Source organism: Brevundimonas sp. LF-1 (genome assembly GCF_037055305.1).
GTDB classification, from domain to species: domain Bacteria; phylum Pseudomonadota; class Alphaproteobacteria; order Caulobacterales; family Caulobacteraceae; genus Brevundimonas; species Brevundimonas sanguinis.
This window is the reverse complement of the sequence record NZ_CP146349.1, coordinates 1,336,053-1,352,912: the sequence shown is the minus strand read 5'-3', so window position 1 is coordinate 1,352,912 and position 16,860 is coordinate 1,336,053. Positions and strand designations below refer to the sequence as shown.

The window sequence follows — 16,860 nt, the reverse complement described above, 5'->3', positions numbered from 1 at the left end:
CAAGAAACTCACGACACAATGGAAAAAGTGCCGATGACGGCCGAGGGTTATCGCGCCCTCGACGACCAACTCAAGCAATTGAAGTCGGTGGAGCGACCCAGCGTGATCGCCGCCATCGCGGAAGCCCGCGAGCATGGCGATCTGTCTGAAAACGCCGAATATCACGCCGCCAAGGAGCGTCAGGGCTGGATCGAGGGCTCGATCGCCGAGATCGAGGACAAGCTGTCCCGCGCCCAGGTCATCGACGTGTCCAAACTGTCGGGCGACCAGGTCAAGTTCGGCGCCACCGTCACCTTCGTGGACGAGGACACCGAGGAAGAAGGCGTCTACCAGATCGTCGGCGAACACGAGGCCGACGTGAAGCTGGGCAAGATCTCCATCGCCTCGCCGATCGCCCGCGCCCTGATCTCCAAGGAGGTCGGCGACGTGGTCGAGGTCAACACGCCCGGCGGCGTGAAGGCCTATGAGATCCTCAAGGTCGAGTGGAAGTAACACAAAGCCTCTCCCTCCCCGTCCCGGGGAGGGTGGCTGAGCCGCAGGCGAGGCCGGGTGGGGGCGGCTTGGCTATTCAAGCGCCGCGTTCGTATCACCCGACCCTCTCCACCCGGTCGCTGCGCGACCACCCTCCCCAGGACGGGGAGGGAGAGGGGTGAGCGCCCCTCTTGCCATCTGGGTCGTCTCCGACGGCCGAACCGGCATCCAGAACCAGGCCCTGGGCCTGGCCGAGGCCGTCGCCCGCCTGACCCCCGCGCAGATCGAGATCAAGCAGGTCCGCTGGCGCCGCGCCTTCGACCGGCTCCCCTCGGCGCTGAAGACCCCCGCCATGCTGGCGCCGGGGTCTTTCGATCCCCGCACCGTGACCCAATGGCCCGACCTGTGGATCGCCACGGGCCGCGCCAGCCTGCCCCTGTCGGCGCGTGTGCGCGACTGGAGCAGCGGCAAGACCTTCGTCGTCCAGACCCAGGACCCGCGGTGGCGCAACGACCGCTATGACCTGATCGTCGCCCCCGCCCATGACGGCCTCAGCGGCCCCAACGTCCTGTCGATCACCGGCAGCCCCCACCGCATCACGCGCGCAAGACTGGCCGAAGCGGCGCCCGCCTTCGCCTCGCGCATCGCCCCCTGCCCCATCCGCGCGTAGCGGTGATGGTCGGCGGCGCGTCCGCCGCCTTCGACCTGCCGCCCGCTCACGCCGCCGATCTGGCCGAGCGCATCGCCGAAGCCGTCGCCGCTGCGAAGGGCTCCCTGTTGCTGACCTATTCGCGCCGCACGCCGGAGGCCGCCAAGGCGGCGATGACCGAGCGCCTGTCGGCCCTGCCCGGCTGGATCTGGGACGGCGAGGGCGACAACCCCCTGTTCGCCATGCTCGACGCCGCCGACCACATCCTCGTCACCGAGGACAGCGCCAACATGGCCGCCGAGGCCGCCTCGACCGGCAAGCCCGTCCATATCCTGCCGATGGTGGCGAAGAAGGCGCCCGGCAAGTTCGCCCGCCTGCACGCCGACCTTCAGGCGCGCGGCGCCGCCCGCCCCTTTGACGGGGCGCTGACGCCGTGGACCTATGCGCCGTTGGACGAGACGGAACGCGCCGCCCGCGCCATCCTGACGGCCCTGCAGACCCGCTGAGTCTGGGGACCCGCCCGGCGAGGGTGGCGAAACGCCCTCGCCATCCCCATATGTAGGCATCAAGGCAAAACCCGGCCCCCCATCCGACGGCGAAACCGCCGGGCGGCCGACCGCGCCTTGAACTCTGTGGCTCTTTTTCCACCGAAAGGACGCTTCGAATTGATCGTAGAAAACTTCATCCGGATGTACGCCCACGACTTCAGCCAGATGGCTGGCCGCGCCGAGTTGGGACAGGATGTCGATGATGCTCTGGCCCGGCGTCTGCGAGACGCCGACAACCACGCCCAAGTCATGGACCAACATAAGGGCAAGGGACACCTCGCCGCACTGGTGGCCCGAATTCGCGAAGAGGCCGCCGTTTTCAACGGCCGCGTCATGCGCAACGGCACCGACCCTGCCGAGGCGGCCGCGCGGCGTGAGGCGTTCCTGTCCGACGTCGCCGACACCTTGGAGAACCTGCGCGCCGCCCGCAGTTCTGAAGGCCAGCTGGCGCACGCCTGACGCGCTCTCGGCGCCCCAGGGCGTGAAATGTCGAACCGGGATCGCGCTTCAGGGAATCAGCGCCTAAATAGGCGCCATGACCCAAGCTCGTAACGTCCGCGTCGCCATCATCGGTTCCGGCCCTGCCGGCTGGACCGCAGCCATCTACGCCGCCCGCGCCTCGCTGAACCCGGTGATGATCGCCGGGCTTCAGCCTGGCGGCCAGCTCACCATCACCACGGACGTCGAGAACTACCCCGGGTTCGCCGAGACCATCCAGGGCCCCTGGCTGATGCAGCAGATGCAGGCCCAGGCTGAACATGTCGGCACGGAAGTCCTGCATGACATCGTGACCCAGGCCGACCTGTCCCAGCGCCCCTTCCGCCTGACGCTCGATTCAGGCGCGGAAATCCTGGCCGAAACGGTCATCATCTCCACCGGCGCCCAGGCCAAGTGGCTGGGGCTGGAAAGCGAACAAAAATATCAGGGCTTCGGCGTGTCCGCTTGCGCCACCTGCGACGGCTTTTTCTATCGCGGCAAGCAGGTGGTGGTCGTCGGCGGCGGCAATACCGCGGTCGAGGAAGCCCTGTTCCTGACCAACTTCGCCGAGACCGTGACCGTGGTTCACCGCCGCGACGAGTTCCGCGCCGAAAAGATCCTGCAGGAGCGCCTGTTCGCCCACCCCAAGATCAAGGTGATCTGGGACTCGGCCGTTGAGGAGATTGTCGGGGTCGTGGACGGCGTCGCCCGCAACGTCACCGGCGTGCGCCTGAAGAACGTCAAGACCGGCGAAATTAGCGAAATCCCCGCCGACGGCGTCTTCATCGCCATCGGCCACGCGCCCTCGTCAGAGCTGTTCCAGGGTCAGTTGGAAACCAAGGCCGGCGGGTATCTTGTCGTCAAGCCGGGCACGGCGGCGACGGCCATCGAAGGCGTCTGGGCCGCCGGCGACGTCACAGACGACGTCTATCGCCAGGCCGTGACGGCGGCGGGCATGGGCTGCATGGCTGCGCTGGAGGCCGCCCGCTTCCTGGCCGAGGAAGACCACAAGGCCGCCCAAAATCCCATCAGCCACAAGGAAGCCGAGAAGATCGGCGCCTGGTGAACCACGCTCTCACCCCTGCGGCTTGCCGACCTCTTCGACGGCCATGGGGGTGACGCCGGCGGGCGGCGGGGCGGTTACGGTCACGCTGGGGACAGCGCCGCTTTCAAAGGCCTTCAGCCGCTCGTTGATGGCGGCGATCTCGTCCTTACTGGCCTGCCGACGGCCGCCGAGGCTGGCGATCCCCACTACGCGGGTCTGGCCGTCGATCTCGACCGTGCGCAGTTCGCCGGACTTGGCGCCCGCCAGCGCCTCCTCGACGCTGTCAGCCGCCGTGGCCAGCAAAACGCGCGACTGGGCGAAGCGCGCCTCGTCGATCGACGGCTCGCGGCCCGCATAGGCGTTGACAAAGGCGGCCGTCTCTCCAGCCGCGCCCTTCCAGCGATAGAAGATGTGCGCCCCGACCTGAGTGATCTTGGCCAGGGTCGGCGACCACCAGGGGTGGACGTAATCGGCGTGATAGTGCGTGGCCGTGCCCACGCGCTCGGCCACATGGCCGTTCAGGGCGCGAGCCGCGACCCGCTCGGCCCGGTCCCAGGCCCAGCGCACCGGCCCGCGCGCCAGGGAACCGTCGCAGGTGAAGCTGAACTGGCAACCCGTGGTCCGCTCGGCGCCCTGATAGACGACGCCGCAGACGCTGGAGGGATAGTTGGGATCGCGCACCCGGTTCAGCACGACCTGGGCCACGCCCTCCTGCCCCTCGGTCGGCTCCAAGGCCGCCTCATAATAGACCGCCTGGGTCAGGCAGCGCAGGGCGCGCCGGCGCGACGCCTCATCGGCGGGGCGGAAGACAAAGGGCCGCGCGGGCTGAAGCGCGCCCAGGGCGCTGGGCATGGCGGCGTTCAACTGCTGGGCGGCGACGCCGGCCACGCCCTGATCCAGAGAGGGCTTGCCGCCGAGCGTCAGGCTCTCCCAACCAGGCGTCAGGCCGTAAAGTTCAGGCAGCCCCAGAGCGGGGTCATGACGACGCGCCACAGCCAGTTGGCTCGCGTCCATCCGCTCCATCACCGCCGCCAGGCCGTTCGGACCGAGATCGCCGCCGGTGGCGCGGGCCACCGCCTCGGCCGTCCGGTCGATGTCGGGGCGCGGCGTCGAACTGGCGGACATGGCCACGCCCATCGCCGCCAGGGTGACGGCCATGGCGGCGCGCCGCAGCCAGGGCGCGGCGTCCGGTCGTCTTCAGCGGCGTGAGGCGGCCAAGAGTCATGCAACGCCCGTATAACGACGCCTGACAGCGCCGGAAACCAGCGATCTGCATGACCGCCCAATCCGGCGCTTTTCAGACGCCAAGATTACCGTTGCGTGAGATGGAGCGTTAATCACGCCGCCCCTTATCGCTCGCCGAGGCTGGAGCGCAGCATCCAGGCCGCTTTTTCGTGCGCGGCCAGACGCACCGTCATCAGGTCGACCGAGGCCTCGTCACCGACCTCATCGGCGGCGTCCAAAGCCGCGCGGGCGGTGGCGATGACGACGCCGTGGTCCTTGACCAACTCCTTGAGCATGGCTGCGGAATCCTTCTCAGGATCGCCGTCCTTGATCGAGGTCAGATTGGCGAAGGCCGCGGCGCTCTGCGGCGCCAGCTCGCCCAGGGCGCGGATGCGCTCGGCGATCTCGTCCAGCGCGGCCCAGATCTCGCGGTACTGTTCTTCCAGCAGGTTGTGCAGGCTGAAGAACTCCGGCCCGCGCACGTTCCAGTGATAGCCGTGCGTCTTCAGATAGAGGGCGTAGCTGTCGGCCAGAACCTTGGACAGTTCGCGCGCGACGTCGGCGCGTTCCTTGGGCTTCAGACCGGTGTCGATGGCGTTCATGACGGCTCCTGTTCGCATGGCTGGGAAGATCAGCCTTGCAGTTAGGTCGTCTGGCCCGCGTTCCAAGGGGCCGGCGACGTCACTTCGCAGGAATCTTCGCTCTGACATGTCAGAGCGGCGTCAGCGTCGCCCCTTCCCGGTCAGGAAGGGGCACGAACCGTCATAATCAGCGATTGCGCGCCTTGCGGGCGGCGTAACGGGCGTCGCGAGCAGCCTTCTGCTCTTCCTTGGTCAGTTGCTTGCGCTCCTTGCGAGCGGCGCGCTTGGCGGCGTCCACCTCTTCCTGGGCGGCCATGTCGGCGGCCAGGCGGGCGGCGTCCTTCTCGGCCTTCTCACGGCGCTGTTCGGCCTTGGCGAGTTCGTGTTGCTGGCGAAGGGCCTCCTTCTCGGCGGCGCGCTTGGCGGCCAGCTTTTCGAACTCGGGGTCCTGAACCATCGGCTTTGGCTTGAACCGGGCCAGCAGGGCTTGTTTGGCGTCTTTCTGGGCGGACAGGCGGTCGTTGAAGCCGGTGTTCTTGAGGTCGCGCATGCTGAGAGGCGGGTGTCCTTGATAGCGAATGGAAACGGCGAATGGGGCCGATCGGAGAAGCGACGGCCGCAAGACGGGGCGATGAGCGCGTTTCGGCACGCTCGGCCCGGCGGGAGGGCAAAGCCGATTTCGCGCCGAAATCAAGCTCTACAGCCCGATTTCATGGGATTTAATGCGACTGACGCCTCTCGACCACGGTTCGCGACGAAGAGGCGCGTCGTTAGTGCGGTTTTTGAGCGTGACCCACCGCAGCGCCTGCAGCGCCGCCGACAGCCGCGCCGACCGGACCGCCGACCACGGCCCCTGCCACGGCGCCGGTCGCCGCCTTCTGTTCCACGGTATGGCCGCAGGCCGACAGGGCCAGGGCGCCGGCGCCGATCAGCGTCAGAACGGCCAGACGAGATACGATGTGGGTCATGGGGTCAACTCCTTGAAATAGCTCAGCTTGGAACGCGAAAATTACCGCCCGGTTCCCATCTAAGGCACGACTCTGTCATCCAAGATGTCACACCCCCTTAAATAGCTTATTCGACAATCCGATGCGGCCCCCCAAATCTTCAGTCAACATCTCAATACAGTATTCGCAAGAAGGTCTGGCGCGCAATTTCGTCATGATTTAAAACAGTGAAAATAATGACTTTCAGAGAATTTCTGGATGCTGCAGAAATTTTGATTCTAGCGAATCAGTCACATTGAGGCCATAAACCAATGGATAAAGGCCCGCCTTCGAGGGCCGGCGTTCAGTCGGCGTTCACCCGACCCGCTTGAAGCGCGACGCGTCCTTGTCGCCAGGGTTCGGGAACTACGGGGGCGGCATCCTCGCCCTGTTGTACAGGACTACGCCTTTGTCTTTCTCCTCGCAGACGCGCGCGCTGATGCACGCCGCCCGCTCATTCCGCCTGCGCCCCACGACGGCGGCGGCGGCGTTCGGCGGCGTGGTCGGCCTCGCAGTCGGAGGGGCCTATCTGGGCGGCCTGGCCGCCCAGGCCTCGACCGTGCGCCAACAGGCCGAGCGCCTGCAGGGCGCCTATACTCAGGAAGCCTTGGCCGAAGCGGCCGGCGGACTGGACGCCAGCGCCCTTGCCATCGCCCACCGCCACGACCCCTACTCCGTCGCCGGCTCGGCCCAACGCGACCGCCAGGCCGAGCTGCTGACCGCCCGCCTGGAACAGCTTGAAGGCCAGGACGGCCTGCGCCGCGCCAACCTGCAAACCGCCGGCGCGACCAAGATGTCCGCCGCCCGCCCCTTCCGCCTCGACGGCGCGCTGGACCAATCGCGCGACCTGGAATGCCTGACCCAGGCCGTCTATTATGAAGCGCGCGGCGAAGGCCGCGACGGCATGAAGGCGGTGGCCCAGGTGGTGCTGAACCGCGCCCGCCACCCCGCCTTCCCCAAGACGGTCTGCGCCGTCGTCTATCAGGGCGCAAACCGCGGCACGGGTTGCCAGTTCAGCTTCACCTGCAACGGCGCCATGCGCGGCGCCGTCAACCGCAGCGCCTGGAACCGCGCCCGCGAAGTGGCGACCAAGGCCCTGTCCGGCCAGGTATTCAGCGCCGTGGGCAACGCCACCCACTTCCACACCACCGCCGTCTCGCCGTCATGGCGCAACAATCTGATCCGCGTGAATCAGGTCGGCGATCACCTGTTCTATCGCTTCGGCGGTCGTTCGGGCGCCAGCCAGGCCTTCGCCTACAACCCGCGTCCGTCGGGTCCGGCCGAGGCCGCACCCCGCCTGGTGCAGGCCAGCCTCGATCCGGTCGAAGCCGCCCGCAACGCTTCGGGCGCCGTGGCCTACACCGCCGTCGTGGCGCGCGAGGTCTTGGCTTCAGGCAAGGCCGAGACTCCGCCGCCGACGCCGTCCAGCTCGGGGAGCGCTGCGCCGTCGCCCAAGCCGGGCGCTCCGGTCTCGGTCAGCGCCGAGGCTTGATCCCTCCTACGGATGGCTCATGCGGCGGGTGGTCAGGTTCTGATGCAGATTGCCGAAGCGCCCCTGCTGGCCCAGATTGACGTCGGCGTCGCCGGGTTGGTCGGACTGCACGCCTTCCGCCCTGTGGCGTCGTCCAGCTGCGGCTTCATCCATCGGCCGATGGCCGCGGTCGGCAAAGCTGCGCTGCTCCGGGGGCGGATGTGGAACCTTGGTCATGGCGTCGCTCCTTCGAGGTCGCGCCCTCCCGCCGCATGAGAACGGCCCCCGCGGGGCCCGTTCCCCGAAAACCCCGGTCCGTGTCCGCTCAATCGGCGTCCAGGCCGATATCCAGCTGCATCACCGAATGGGTCAACGCGCCCACGGAGATGACGTCCACGCCGGTCGCAGCGATGCCCGCGACCGTGGTCAGGTTCACCCCGCCTGACGCCTCCAGCACCACCGGCCCGAAGGCGCTGTCCCGCACCCGCCGCACCGCCTCGGCCATGTCGTCCAAGCTGAAATTGTCCAGCATGATCACGTCGGGCCGCTCGGGCAGCACCTCGTCCAGCTGATCCAGGCCGTCGACCTCGACCTCGACCTTCATCAGGTGCGGGGCGAAGGCTTTGGCGCGGCGCACCGCCTCGCCCGCCCCGCCGCAGACGGCGACGTGGTTGTCCTTGATCAGGATGGCGTCATCCAGGCCGAAGCGATGGTTCAGCCCGCCGCCGCAGGCCACCGCATGCTTCTCCAGCGCGCGCAGGCCCGGCGTGGTCTTGCGGGTGTCGGCGATGCGCGCGTGCGTCCCTGCGACCGCCTGCACATAGGTCCGCGTCAGGGCAGCGATGCCGCACATCCGGCCCAGCAGGTTCAGCGCCGTCCGCTCGGCCGCCAGCAGGGCGCGGGCGTTCGCCTCGACCGCGACCAGCACGGCCCCCGCCTCGAACGCCTCGCCGTCGGCGACCTTGACCGTCACCGTCGCCTGAGGGTCGAGCGCATGGACGGCGATCCGCACCACCGCCCCGCCCGCCATCACCCCGGCCTGGCGCGCCGCGAAGACGGCGCCGAAGCGGGCGTCCTCGGGGATGCAGGCCTGCGCCGTCACATCGCCCGTGCGCCCCAGATCCTCGGCCAGCGCCATGCGCACCACGGGCTCGATCAGCAGGTCCGGCAGGGTTCGGGTCACGGAAACGTCCTTCGTCATTCAGATCACGGCCGCCAGGGCGGCGAGCGTCGCCGCCTCGGCCTCTTCGTCGCGCGCCGGCGCCGGCGCTGCGCGCATCCGCGTGTGCTCGGCCCTCGGCAGACTGTCGGGGAAGTCGCGGCGATAGTGGCCGCCCCGGCTCTCGCGCCGGTTCAGCGCCCCTTCGGCGACCAGCCGCGCCGCCGCCAGGCACGCCGCCGTCGGATGGGCCTTCGCCAGGTCGTCGATCAGGGCCAGCAGCGCCGTCAGCCCCGCCTCGTCCCGCACCACGCCCGCATAGCGCGTCATGGCGGCGCGCAAGGTCGCTAAGGCCTCGGGCGGCAGATCCGTCGTCGCCTGCACCGCCGCCAGAGGCCGCCGCTCGGGCTGGACCTCGGCCGCCGCCGCCCGGCCCGCGCGCCGTCCGAAGGCGCCCGCTTCCAGCAGGGAGTTGGACGCCAGCCGGTTGGCCCCATGCACCCCCGTCGCCGCGCACTCGCCGATGGCGAACAGGCCGGGGACCGAGGTGCGCCCTCGTCGTCGGCGACGATGCCGCCCATGTGATAGTGGGCCGCCGCCGCCACCGGAATCGGGCTGACGCGCGGGTCCAGCCCCGCCCTCATGCAGGCGGCGAAGACGGCCGGAAACTCATGCGGAAAGGCCTCGCCCACCGCCTTGGTCGCGTCGAGGAAGGCGCCGCGCCCCTCGATGCGCGCCGCGTGCACCGCCCGCGCCACGATGTCCCGCGGCGCCAGATCAGCGTCGGGATGATCGCCCAGCAGGAAGACGCCGCGCCCATCGACCAGCCGCGCCCCCTCGCCGCGCAGGGCCTCGGTCGCCAGCGGCGCGGGTCCAGCCCCACGTCGATGGCCGTCGGGTGGAACTGCACGAACTCGGGGTCCAGAATCTCGGCTCCCGCCAGATAGGCCAGCGCCAGCCCCTCGCCGCGCAGGGCCGAGGGGTTGGTGGTCGCCTCGAACAGGCCGCCTATCCCGCCGGTCGCCAGGACCACGGCCGGTGCGAAGACTTCGTCCAGCCTTCCATGTCCCTGGCCGCCGCGCCGCTCGATCACCGCGCCACGCACCCGGCCGTCGACGTCGCGGATCAGGCCGCGCAGCCGCCCGTCCTCCCAGATCTCGATGCCCTTCACCGCCCGCGCGGCGGCGACCACAGCCGACAGGATGGCCCGGCCCGCGCCGTCGCCGCCGACCCGCGCCACGCGCGGCAGGCTGTGGGCCGCCTCCAGGCTGACGGAAAAGCCGCCGTCGGCGTCGCGGTCGAAGGGCGCGCCCAGCGCCGCCAGCCACTCGACCGTCTCGCGCCCCCGCATCGTCAGGGCGCGCGCCGCCTCAGCCTCGACCAGACCGGCGCCCGCCCCCTCGGTGTCCTTGGCGTGCAAGGCCGCGCTGTCGTGCGGCGAGAGGGCCGCCGCCATCCCGCCCTGCGCCCAGGCCGACGAACAGGCGTTCAGCAAGGGCTCCGGCGTCACCACCAGCACCTTGCCGTTTGGACCGAGCGCCTCGGCCGCCTCCAGCGCCGCCGACAGGCCCGCCAGCCCGCCACCGATGATCAGAGGGCCGTCATGCCGGATGCGCGCCATGGCCTAGCGGCCTCCCACCCCGAAGAAACGCAGCCCCATCTCGAAGGCCGGCTCGACCGCCCCGCCCGTCAGGGGCAGCAGGGCGCCGATCGCCGCCGCCGCGCAGACAACCGCCGTCAGCAGATAGAGGGCCAGACTGCGTCCCGCCTCGGGCCAGCTCAGCTGTCCCCAGGCCGCCCGCCACACGCCGCGCTTCAGATGGCCGATCACCGCCAGCCCCAGGAAGACGGCGAGGATCAGCCGCCCCGTCGACAGCCCCCACCACACGGCCAGTCCGCCGACGGCCAGCAGGGCGACCTGCTCCAGCCGAGGATGCACCCGGGTCAGCACCGGCCCCAGCGCCTTGGACCCGTCCAGCGGCGGGGCGGGCAGCAGGTTCAACAGGTTGATCATGGCGATGAAGAAGGCGCCCATCAGCCATTCCGGCGACTTCATCGCCAGACCCACGGCCACAAAGGGGATCATCGCCAGCAGGCCGAACGCCGGCCCCGCCAGCGACACCAGCACCCCGTGCCATTCGCTCTTCGGCGCGCGCTGGCCCTTCGCCAGTCCGCCCAGAAACGGAATGATGTAGATGCGCGCCGGGCCCATGCCGACGCGGTTCATCGCCAGCACATGGCCGTATTCGTGCACGAACAGGCCGAACAGGACCGCCCCCGCCACGACCCAGCTGCCGGTCAGGAACCACAGGAAACCCGCCATCAACAGGGTGGAGACCACCGCCCAGACCGGGTGCTGCCCCTTGTCTTCGCGCGGCGTGTCGTGACGCGCGCTGTAGCGCGGAGTCTCGCGCTCCGGCGTTCGCACAGGCGGGGGCGTCGACCCGTCGCGCGCCCCCCAAGGCCCCTGAACGCTCATCCTTCTCCCTCGGGGGAGAAGGTGGACGGCGAAGCCGGACGGACGAGGGGGACGCTCGCCACCCCTTCGACGTCCAGCATGTATCAGGCAGCCCCTCATCCGAGGCGCTGCGCGCCCCACCTTCTCCCCCGAGGGGAGAAGGATTGCGGATAGGGCCATCAGATCAACTCCACGTCGACGTGATGCCGCGCCTTGACCAGGTCATAGCGCGCAGGCTTCGACGGCGGCGGCAGATCGATCATCCGCTGCACCGCCAGGGCGGCGCGCTCGGCCATCTCGGGCGCCACCGTCACCTCGAACTTCATGTCGCGCAGGCAGTCGCGGATGTTCTCCAGGGTGATGCGCTTCATGTGCGGGCACAGGTTGCACGGGCCGATGAAGTCGACGCCGGGCACGTCGCCCTTGACGTTCGAGGCCATGGAGCACTCGGTGATCATCACCACCTGCTTCGGCTTGCGCGCCGCGACATAGTCGATCATCGCCGCCGTCGACCCGGCGAAGTCCGACGCCGCCAGCACCTCTTCCGGGCATTCCGGGTGGGCCAGGATCTCAGCCCCCGGATAGGCGGCGCGCATCTCCTTGATGTCGTCTGCGGTGAAGCGCTCGTGCACCTCGCAGCGGCCCGCCCAGGCGATGATGCCCACGGTCGTCTGGGCCGCGACGTTGCGCGCCAGATATTCGTCGGGGATCAGGATGACCTTGTCGACGCCCCACTCCTTGGCCGCCCATTCCACCACCTGAACGGCGTTGGCGCTGGTGCAGCAGATGTCGGTCTCGGCCTTCACATCGGCCGTGGTGTTCACATAGGTGACGACCGGCAGGCCCGGGTGCCGCTCCTTGATCAGCCGCACGTCCGCCCCCGTGATCGAGGAAGCCAGCGAACAGCCCGCGCGCAGGTCGGGGATCAGCACCGTCTTGTCCGGCGACAGGATCTTGGACGTCTCGGCCATGAAGTGGACGCCCGCCTGAACGATCACCTTGGCGTCCGAGCGCGCCGCCTCTTTGGCCAGCCCCAGGCTGTCGCCGACATAGTCGCCGACCCCGTGGAAGATCTCCGGCGTCATGTAATTGTGGGCCAGGATGACCGCGTCGCGCTCGCGCTTCAGCCGGTTGATCTCGCTGATCAACCGGGCCTGCTGCGGCCATTCCAGCGGGGTGACGAAGTCCTTGACCTTGTCCCACACCGGAGCGGTCTCTTCCGCCAGTTCCCTCGACAGACCGAAAGCGCCGTCCGCCATCATCCCTACTCCTGCAACGGCCGTCTGCACGGCCCCGACTTATGCTCAAACTTAGCATAAGCAGGAACAATGTAGGCCGTTCCGCACACGGCGCAAGGGAAAAGGACGCCGCCGCCTGATGAGCGGGCGAAAGCTTGGCTTGCCTTAGGTGGAGAGACTGGGCGGCTTAGAGGTCGCGCATCTGCTTTTGCGCCGCGCTGAAATACTGCCAGCCGGTCCACAGGGTGACGATAGCGGCCAGCCAGATCAGGGCGTCCGAAAACAGCTGGAAGGCCGGCAGGTAGTCGAACGGCAAGCCCCAACCGTCCCAGTTGCGGGCGAACAGCTGGCACCCCAGAGCCACCATCTGCAGCGTCGTCTTCCACTTGGCGGCCAGGGTGACGGGCAGCTTGATGCGCCCGGCCATCGTCTCACGCAGGGCAGAGACGGCGAATTCACGGAACAGGATCAGGCCGCAGGGGATGATGATCTGCTGCACCGAGCCGCTGGTCAGAACGCCCAGCACGGCGCCGGTGACCAGGATCTTGTCAGCGATGGGGTCCAGGATGGCGCCCCAGCGCGTCTCCGCTTTCCAGCGGCGGGCCAGATAGCCGTCGATCCAGTCCGTCGAGGCGGCGATGACGAAGATCCAGAACCCCGTCCGGTACATGGCGAACTGGTCGTCCGGGCTCAGCCAGGCCGAGACGAAGGGGAAGCCGCTGGTCGCCCCCGCCAGCAGCAGGAACATGACGATCCCCGCCGCCAGCCGCAGGCTGGTCAGAATATTGGGGATGGCTTTGTAGGCAGGGGCCATGACGTCTTCCGTTGCAACACGCCGGGTGTGCCACGGTTCGCGGCCAGAGGCGAGGGCGAGGTAAGCGGCGAGGGCGTCGCCTAGTCCAGCCGCTCGAACCGTCCCGGCCCCGTCAGCTTGGACAGGATGCCCAGGGCGATGCCGAAATGCAGGCCGCTGAGCTTCAGTTCGCCCGCCGCCTCCTTCTCCGCGATCCAGGGGAAGGTGCGCAGGTTGTCAAGCGACAGGCGCACCACGGCCTCCTCGGCGGCGCATTCGACCTGTTCGGCGGGCAGGGTCTCGACAGCGCGGCGCACGCTGGGGGCGGCCTGTTCGACCCAGGGGGCGACGAAGTCCTGACAGTTGGCGGGGCGCCGTTCAGCATGGCGTTCACCCCGCCGCACGAGGCGTGGCCCATGACGACGATGTGCCGGACCTTCAGAACATTGACGCCGAACTCCAGCGCCGCCGAGACGCCGTGCAGCTTGCCGTCCGGCTCATAGGGCGGGACCAGGTTGGCGACGTTACGCACCACGAACAGCTCGCCCGGCGCCGTGTCGAAGATCAGCGCCGGGTCGGCGCGGCTGTCGGAACAGGCCACGACCAGGGTGTGCGGCTTCTGCCCGTTGGCGGCCAGAGCCTCATATTCGGCGTGTTCGGACGGCCACCGATTCTGGCGGAAGCGGTGATAGCCCTTGGTCAGTTCGTCGGTCATGAAGCGCTTCCTAGACCCGCGACGCTTGGTCGCTCAACCCGGAATCTTCGTCTCTCATGACTTGTGAAAGAAGCCGTGGATGCGCTCGGCCAGGGCTTGACTGACGCCGTCGACCTTGACCAGATCGGCGACCGAGGCGCGGCTGACGCCCTTGGCCGAGCCGAAGGCGTGCAGCAGGGCCTTCTTGCGTCCAGGCCCGACGCCCTCGATCTCGTCCAGCGGATTCTTCTTGATGTCCATCGAGCGGCGCTTGGCGTGGGCGCCGTTGGCGAAGCGGTGCGCCTCGTCCCGCAGCCGTTGCAGGTAATAGAGGGCGGGGCTTTTCAGCGGCAGCATGAAGGGCGCCTTGCCGGGCATGAAGAACTTCTCCAGCCCCGCGTCGCGATCCGGTCCCTTGGCCACGCCGACCACGGCGATGTCGTCGACGCCCAGATCGGCCATGACGGCCAGCACCTCGGCCAGCTGACCCGCCCCGCCGTCGATCAGCAGCAGGTCGGGGCGCTCGACCGCCTCGCCGGCCTCCTCGTCCTTGACCAGCTTGCCGAAGCGGCGGCGCATGACCTCGCGCATCATGCCGTAGTCGTCGCCGGGGGCCAGGTCTTCGCCCTTGATGTTGAACTTGCGGTACTGGTTCTTGCGGAAGCCCTCAGGCCCCGCGACGATCATGCCGCCGACGGCGTTGGTCCCCTGAATATGGGCGTTGTCATAGACCTCGATCCGCTCGGGCCGAGCGTCCAGGCCAAAGGCCTCGCACACCTCGTCCAGAATCTTGGACTGGGCCGAGTTCTCGGCCAGCTTGCGGCCCAGCGCCTCGCGGGCGTTGGTCAGGGCGTGATCGACCAGACTGGCCTTGCCGCCGCGCTGGGGGCGGGCGATCTCGACCCGGTGTCCGGCCTTCATGCTGAAGGCTTCCTCCAGCAGTTCCAGTTCATGAGGGCGGACGTTGGACAGGATCAGGCGCGGGATCGGCTTGTCCTCATAGAACTGACCCAGAAAGGCGGCGAGGATTTCCGGGTCGCTGTCGCTCTTGTCCACGCGCGGGAAATAGGCGCGCCCGCCCCAGTTCTGACCCGCGCGATAGAAGAAGACCTGGACGCAGGCCTGACCACCCTCGGCGTGCAGGGCGAAGACGTCGGCCTCGGCCACGCCGTCGGCGTTGACGCTGCTTTCCATCGAAATGGCCGACAGGGCGCGATCCGGTCGCGCACGCGGGCGGCGGTCTCGAAGTCCAGGTCGTCCGACGCCGCCTGCATCTCCTGCGACAGACGGCCGATGACCGCGCGCGACTTGCCGCGCAGAAACTGTTCGGCCTCAGTGACCAGCTCGCCGTAGTCCTCAAGGCTGATCAGGCCGGTGCAGGGCGCCGAGCAGCGCTTGATCTGGTGCAGCATGCAGGGGCGGGTGCGGGTCTCGTAGACGCTGTCGGAACAGGACCGCAGCAGGAAGGCCTTCTGCAGGGTGTTCAGCGTGTGGTTGACCGCCCAGGTCGAGGCGAAGGGACCGAAATAGTCGCCGGGAATCGTATGGGCGCCGCGATGCTTCCTGACCTGAGGCGCGCGGTGGTCGCGGCGGATCATCAGCTCGGCGAAGGACTTGTCGTCCCTCAGTACCACGTTGAAGCGCGGCTTCAGCTTCTTGATGAAGTTGGATTCGAGCAGCAGGGCCTCGGTCTCGGACGCCGTGACCACCAGCTCCATCGAGCGGGTCAGCGACACCATGAGCCCGATGCGCTGGGTGTGGAATCGCCCTTGCGCATACTGGACCACCCGCTTCTTCAGCGACTTGGCCTTGCCGACATAGAGGCAGGCGCCGTCCTCGCCGTACATGCGATAGACGCCGGGCTTGTCGGGCGCGCGCCGGGCCTCGTCCGCGATCAGCTCGGCGGCCTGAAGCGGAAGGGCGTTCGCCTGCGAGTTGGGCGTTTCCGGAGTATCGGGCGTCGGATCGGTCATCAGCCGGGATATAGGCTCAGCCGCGCCGGACCAGAAGCACCCCGCCGATCACCAGCGCCACCCCGGCGACGCGGGTCAGGCTGAGCGGCTGCTGGGGCACGCCCATGGCGCCGAAGTGGTCGAGGATCAGGCTCAGCGCCAGCTGGCCCGCCACCATCAGGGTGATGGTCAGCGCCACGCCGATCTTGGGCACGCCCCAGGCGGCGGCCACCACGAAGACGCAGCCGTACAGACCGCCCATCCAGCCCCAGGCGGGCAGAGCCTTCATCGCCTGCACGTCCGGCCGCGTCTGCAACGCCATCGCCAGCAGCCCCAGCGCCACCGTACCGACGAAGAAGGAGACGAAGGCCGCATTGACTGGCGACCCGACCGCGCTGGCCAGTCGCGCATTGGTCGGCCCCTGCAGCGCGGTGGCGGCGCCGCCGAGCACCATGGCCAGCAGGGCGAGGACGGGAAGCTGCATCGGCTGTCTCACCAGTTCGGGTCGGGCGCGGCGCCGCCGAAGATCTCGGCCAGGCGGGCGCGAGTGGCGCGGGTGGCGTCGTCGGGCAGGGCGTGGGGATGGAACCAGCCGATCTCGGCGATCTCGCCGTGGCTGGTCCGCTCGGTCAGGTCGAAGGCGTCGATGCGAAAGACCAGCACGTGATCCCCTGGAAAGAAGCGTTCATTGGAGTGGACCGACAGCAGGCGCGGCTCGCCCCTGACGATCAGCCCGGCCTCTTCGCGCAGTTCGCGGATGACGGCGGCCTGCGTCGTCTCGCCCTTGTCCACCCCGCCGCCCGGCAGCCACCAGCCCTCCAGATAGGTGTGTTTGACCAGCAGCACCCGTCCCTCTGGGTCGACCGCCGCGCCGCGCACGCCCAGCGTCATGCCCCGGCTCATACGCGACCAGGCGAAGAACAAAGGCCGGGTGAAGGGTTCGATGCGCGTGCGCCAGTTCGCCATGCGCGCACGATAGGCTGCGGTCGGGCGGCTTGAACAGGGGCGCGCTTGCCCCTATTCGGGGACAAAATCAGGAGCTGCACCATGCTGGCCATCGCCACCATCTTCGTTTTCATCGCCGTCATCGCCGCCGTCAACTATTACGAGTTCG

At 68.7% G+C, this 16,860-nt stretch carries 18 protein-coding genes and 3 pseudogenes; 6 read left to right on the top strand and 15 right to left on the bottom strand.

Features of this window, described 5'->3' with window-relative positions; all coding sequences use genetic code 11:
• Positions 1-18: 18 nt before the first annotated feature.
• The 5 genes from greA (at position 19) to trxB (ending at position 3,211) form a co-directional block, all read left to right on the top strand.
• The gene (greA, locus tag V8F63_RS07315; RefSeq protein WP_003170051.1) at positions 19-492 is read left to right on the top strand and encodes a transcription elongation factor GreA; all 474 of its coding nucleotides are present in this window, start codon (positions 19-21) and stop codon (positions 490-492) included.
• A gap of 157 nt (positions 493-649) precedes the next feature.
• Positions 650-1,141, top strand: a complete 492-nt coding sequence (locus tag V8F63_RS07310; protein WP_392354908.1) for an ELM1/GtrOC1 family putative glycosyltransferase — start codon at positions 650-652, stop codon at positions 1,139-1,141.
• Positions 1,142-1,146: 5 nt separating this feature from the next.
• The gene (locus tag V8F63_RS07305; RefSeq protein WP_392354907.1) at positions 1,147-1,626 is read left to right on the top strand and encodes an ELM1/GtrOC1 family putative glycosyltransferase; all 480 of its coding nucleotides are present in this window, start codon (positions 1,147-1,149) and stop codon (positions 1,624-1,626) included.
• Between the two features lie 159 nt (positions 1,627-1,785).
• The gene (locus V8F63_RS07300; RefSeq protein WP_134582324.1) at positions 1,786-2,127 is read left to right on the top strand and encodes a hypothetical protein; all 342 of its coding nucleotides are present in this window, start codon (positions 1,786-1,788) and stop codon (positions 2,125-2,127) included.
• 76 nt (positions 2,128-2,203) lie between these two features.
• The gene (gene trxB, locus V8F63_RS07295) at positions 2,204-3,211 is read left to right on the top strand and encodes a thioredoxin-disulfide reductase (RefSeq protein ID WP_392354906.1); all 1,008 of its coding nucleotides are present in this window, start codon (positions 2,204-2,206) and stop codon (positions 3,209-3,211) included.
• Between the two features lie 9 nt (positions 3,212-3,220).
• On the opposite strand, the gene V8F63_RS07290 is transcribed toward trxB, so the two are convergent.
• From V8F63_RS07290 to V8F63_RS07275, 4 genes are all read right to left on the bottom strand, one after another.
• On the bottom strand, positions 3,221-4,348 hold the full coding sequence (locus V8F63_RS07290; RefSeq protein WP_392354905.1) for a cell wall hydrolase: 1,128 nt from the start codon (positions 4,346-4,348) through the stop codon (positions 3,221-3,223).
• Between the two features lie 191 nt (positions 4,349-4,539).
• Entirely contained in the window at positions 4,540-5,016 is a 477-nt protein-coding gene (locus tag V8F63_RS07285; RefSeq protein WP_392354904.1) for a Dps family protein, read from the bottom strand.
• Between the two features lie 166 nt (positions 5,017-5,182).
• Positions 5,183-5,545, bottom strand: coding sequence for a DUF6481 family protein (locus V8F63_RS07280; protein WP_025978589.1), 363 nt, complete (start codon positions 5,543-5,545; stop codon positions 5,183-5,185).
• Positions 5,546-5,765: 220 nt separating this feature from the next.
• Entirely contained in the window at positions 5,766-5,963 is a 198-nt protein-coding gene (locus tag V8F63_RS07275) for a hypothetical protein (protein ID WP_134582320.1), read from the bottom strand.
• Between the two features lie 427 nt (positions 5,964-6,390).
• Here V8F63_RS07275 and V8F63_RS07270 point away from each other — a divergent pair, with 427 nt between their 5' ends.
• Positions 6,391-7,473, top strand: coding sequence for a cell wall hydrolase (locus V8F63_RS07270; RefSeq protein ID WP_025978591.1), 1,083 nt, complete (start codon positions 6,391-6,393; stop codon positions 7,471-7,473).
• Positions 7,474-7,479: 6 nt separating this feature from the next.
• Here V8F63_RS07270 and V8F63_RS07265 read toward each other — a convergent pair whose 3' ends face one another.
• The 11 genes and pseudogenes from V8F63_RS07265 to V8F63_RS07215 form a co-directional block, all read right to left on the bottom strand.
• On the bottom strand, positions 7,480-7,689 hold the full coding sequence (locus tag V8F63_RS07265; protein WP_253119915.1) for a hypothetical protein: 210 nt from the start codon (positions 7,687-7,689) through the stop codon (positions 7,480-7,482).
• A gap of 88 nt (positions 7,690-7,777) precedes the next feature.
• Positions 7,778-8,653, bottom strand: a complete 876-nt coding sequence (gene nadC, locus V8F63_RS07260) for a carboxylating nicotinate-nucleotide diphosphorylase (protein WP_029972737.1) — start codon at positions 8,651-8,653, stop codon at positions 7,778-7,780.
• Positions 8,654-10,232: pseudogene (locus V8F63_RS07255) on the bottom strand (L-aspartate oxidase).
• Positions 10,233-10,235: 3 nt separating this feature from the next.
• A complete protein-coding gene (locus V8F63_RS07250; protein ID WP_392354903.1) occupies positions 10,236-11,039 on the bottom strand; it encodes a site-2 protease family protein in 804 nt (267 codons plus the stop codon).
• A 209-nt stretch (positions 11,040-11,248) separates the two neighbouring features.
• Positions 11,249-12,328, bottom strand: a complete 1,080-nt coding sequence (gene nadA / locus V8F63_RS07245; protein WP_025978595.1) for a quinolinate synthase NadA — start codon at positions 12,326-12,328, stop codon at positions 11,249-11,251.
• Positions 12,329-12,494: 166 nt separating this feature from the next.
• Positions 12,495-13,121: a CDP-diacylglycerol--glycerol-3-phosphate 3-phosphatidyltransferase gene (gene pgsA / locus V8F63_RS07240; RefSeq protein WP_392354902.1), complete on the bottom strand. Its 627-nt coding sequence runs from the start codon at positions 13,119-13,121 to the stop codon at positions 12,495-12,497.
• Between the two features lie 80 nt (positions 13,122-13,201).
• Positions 13,202-13,417 carry a hypothetical protein gene (locus V8F63_RS07235; protein ID WP_392354901.1) on the bottom strand — a complete coding sequence of 72 codons (216 nt, stop codon included), beginning with the start codon at positions 13,415-13,417 and terminating at the stop codon, positions 13,202-13,204.
• Positions 13,418-13,533: 116 nt separating this feature from the next.
• Positions 13,534-13,815, bottom strand: a pseudogene (locus V8F63_RS07230) (carbonic anhydrase); the annotation flags it as partial.
• Positions 13,816-13,869: 54 nt separating this feature from the next.
• Positions 13,870-15,767 (bottom strand): annotated as a pseudogene (gene uvrC / locus V8F63_RS07225) (excinuclease ABC subunit UvrC).
• A gap of 16 nt (positions 15,768-15,783) precedes the next feature.
• Complete coding sequence (locus V8F63_RS07220; RefSeq protein WP_392354900.1) at positions 15,784-16,230, bottom strand: DMT family transporter; 447 nt, start codon at positions 16,228-16,230, stop codon at positions 15,784-15,786.
• A gap of 8 nt (positions 16,231-16,238) precedes the next feature.
• Complete coding sequence (locus V8F63_RS07215) at positions 16,239-16,712, bottom strand: NUDIX domain-containing protein (protein WP_392354899.1); 474 nt, start codon at positions 16,710-16,712, stop codon at positions 16,239-16,241.
• Between the last annotated feature and the right edge of the window lie 148 nt (positions 16,713-16,860).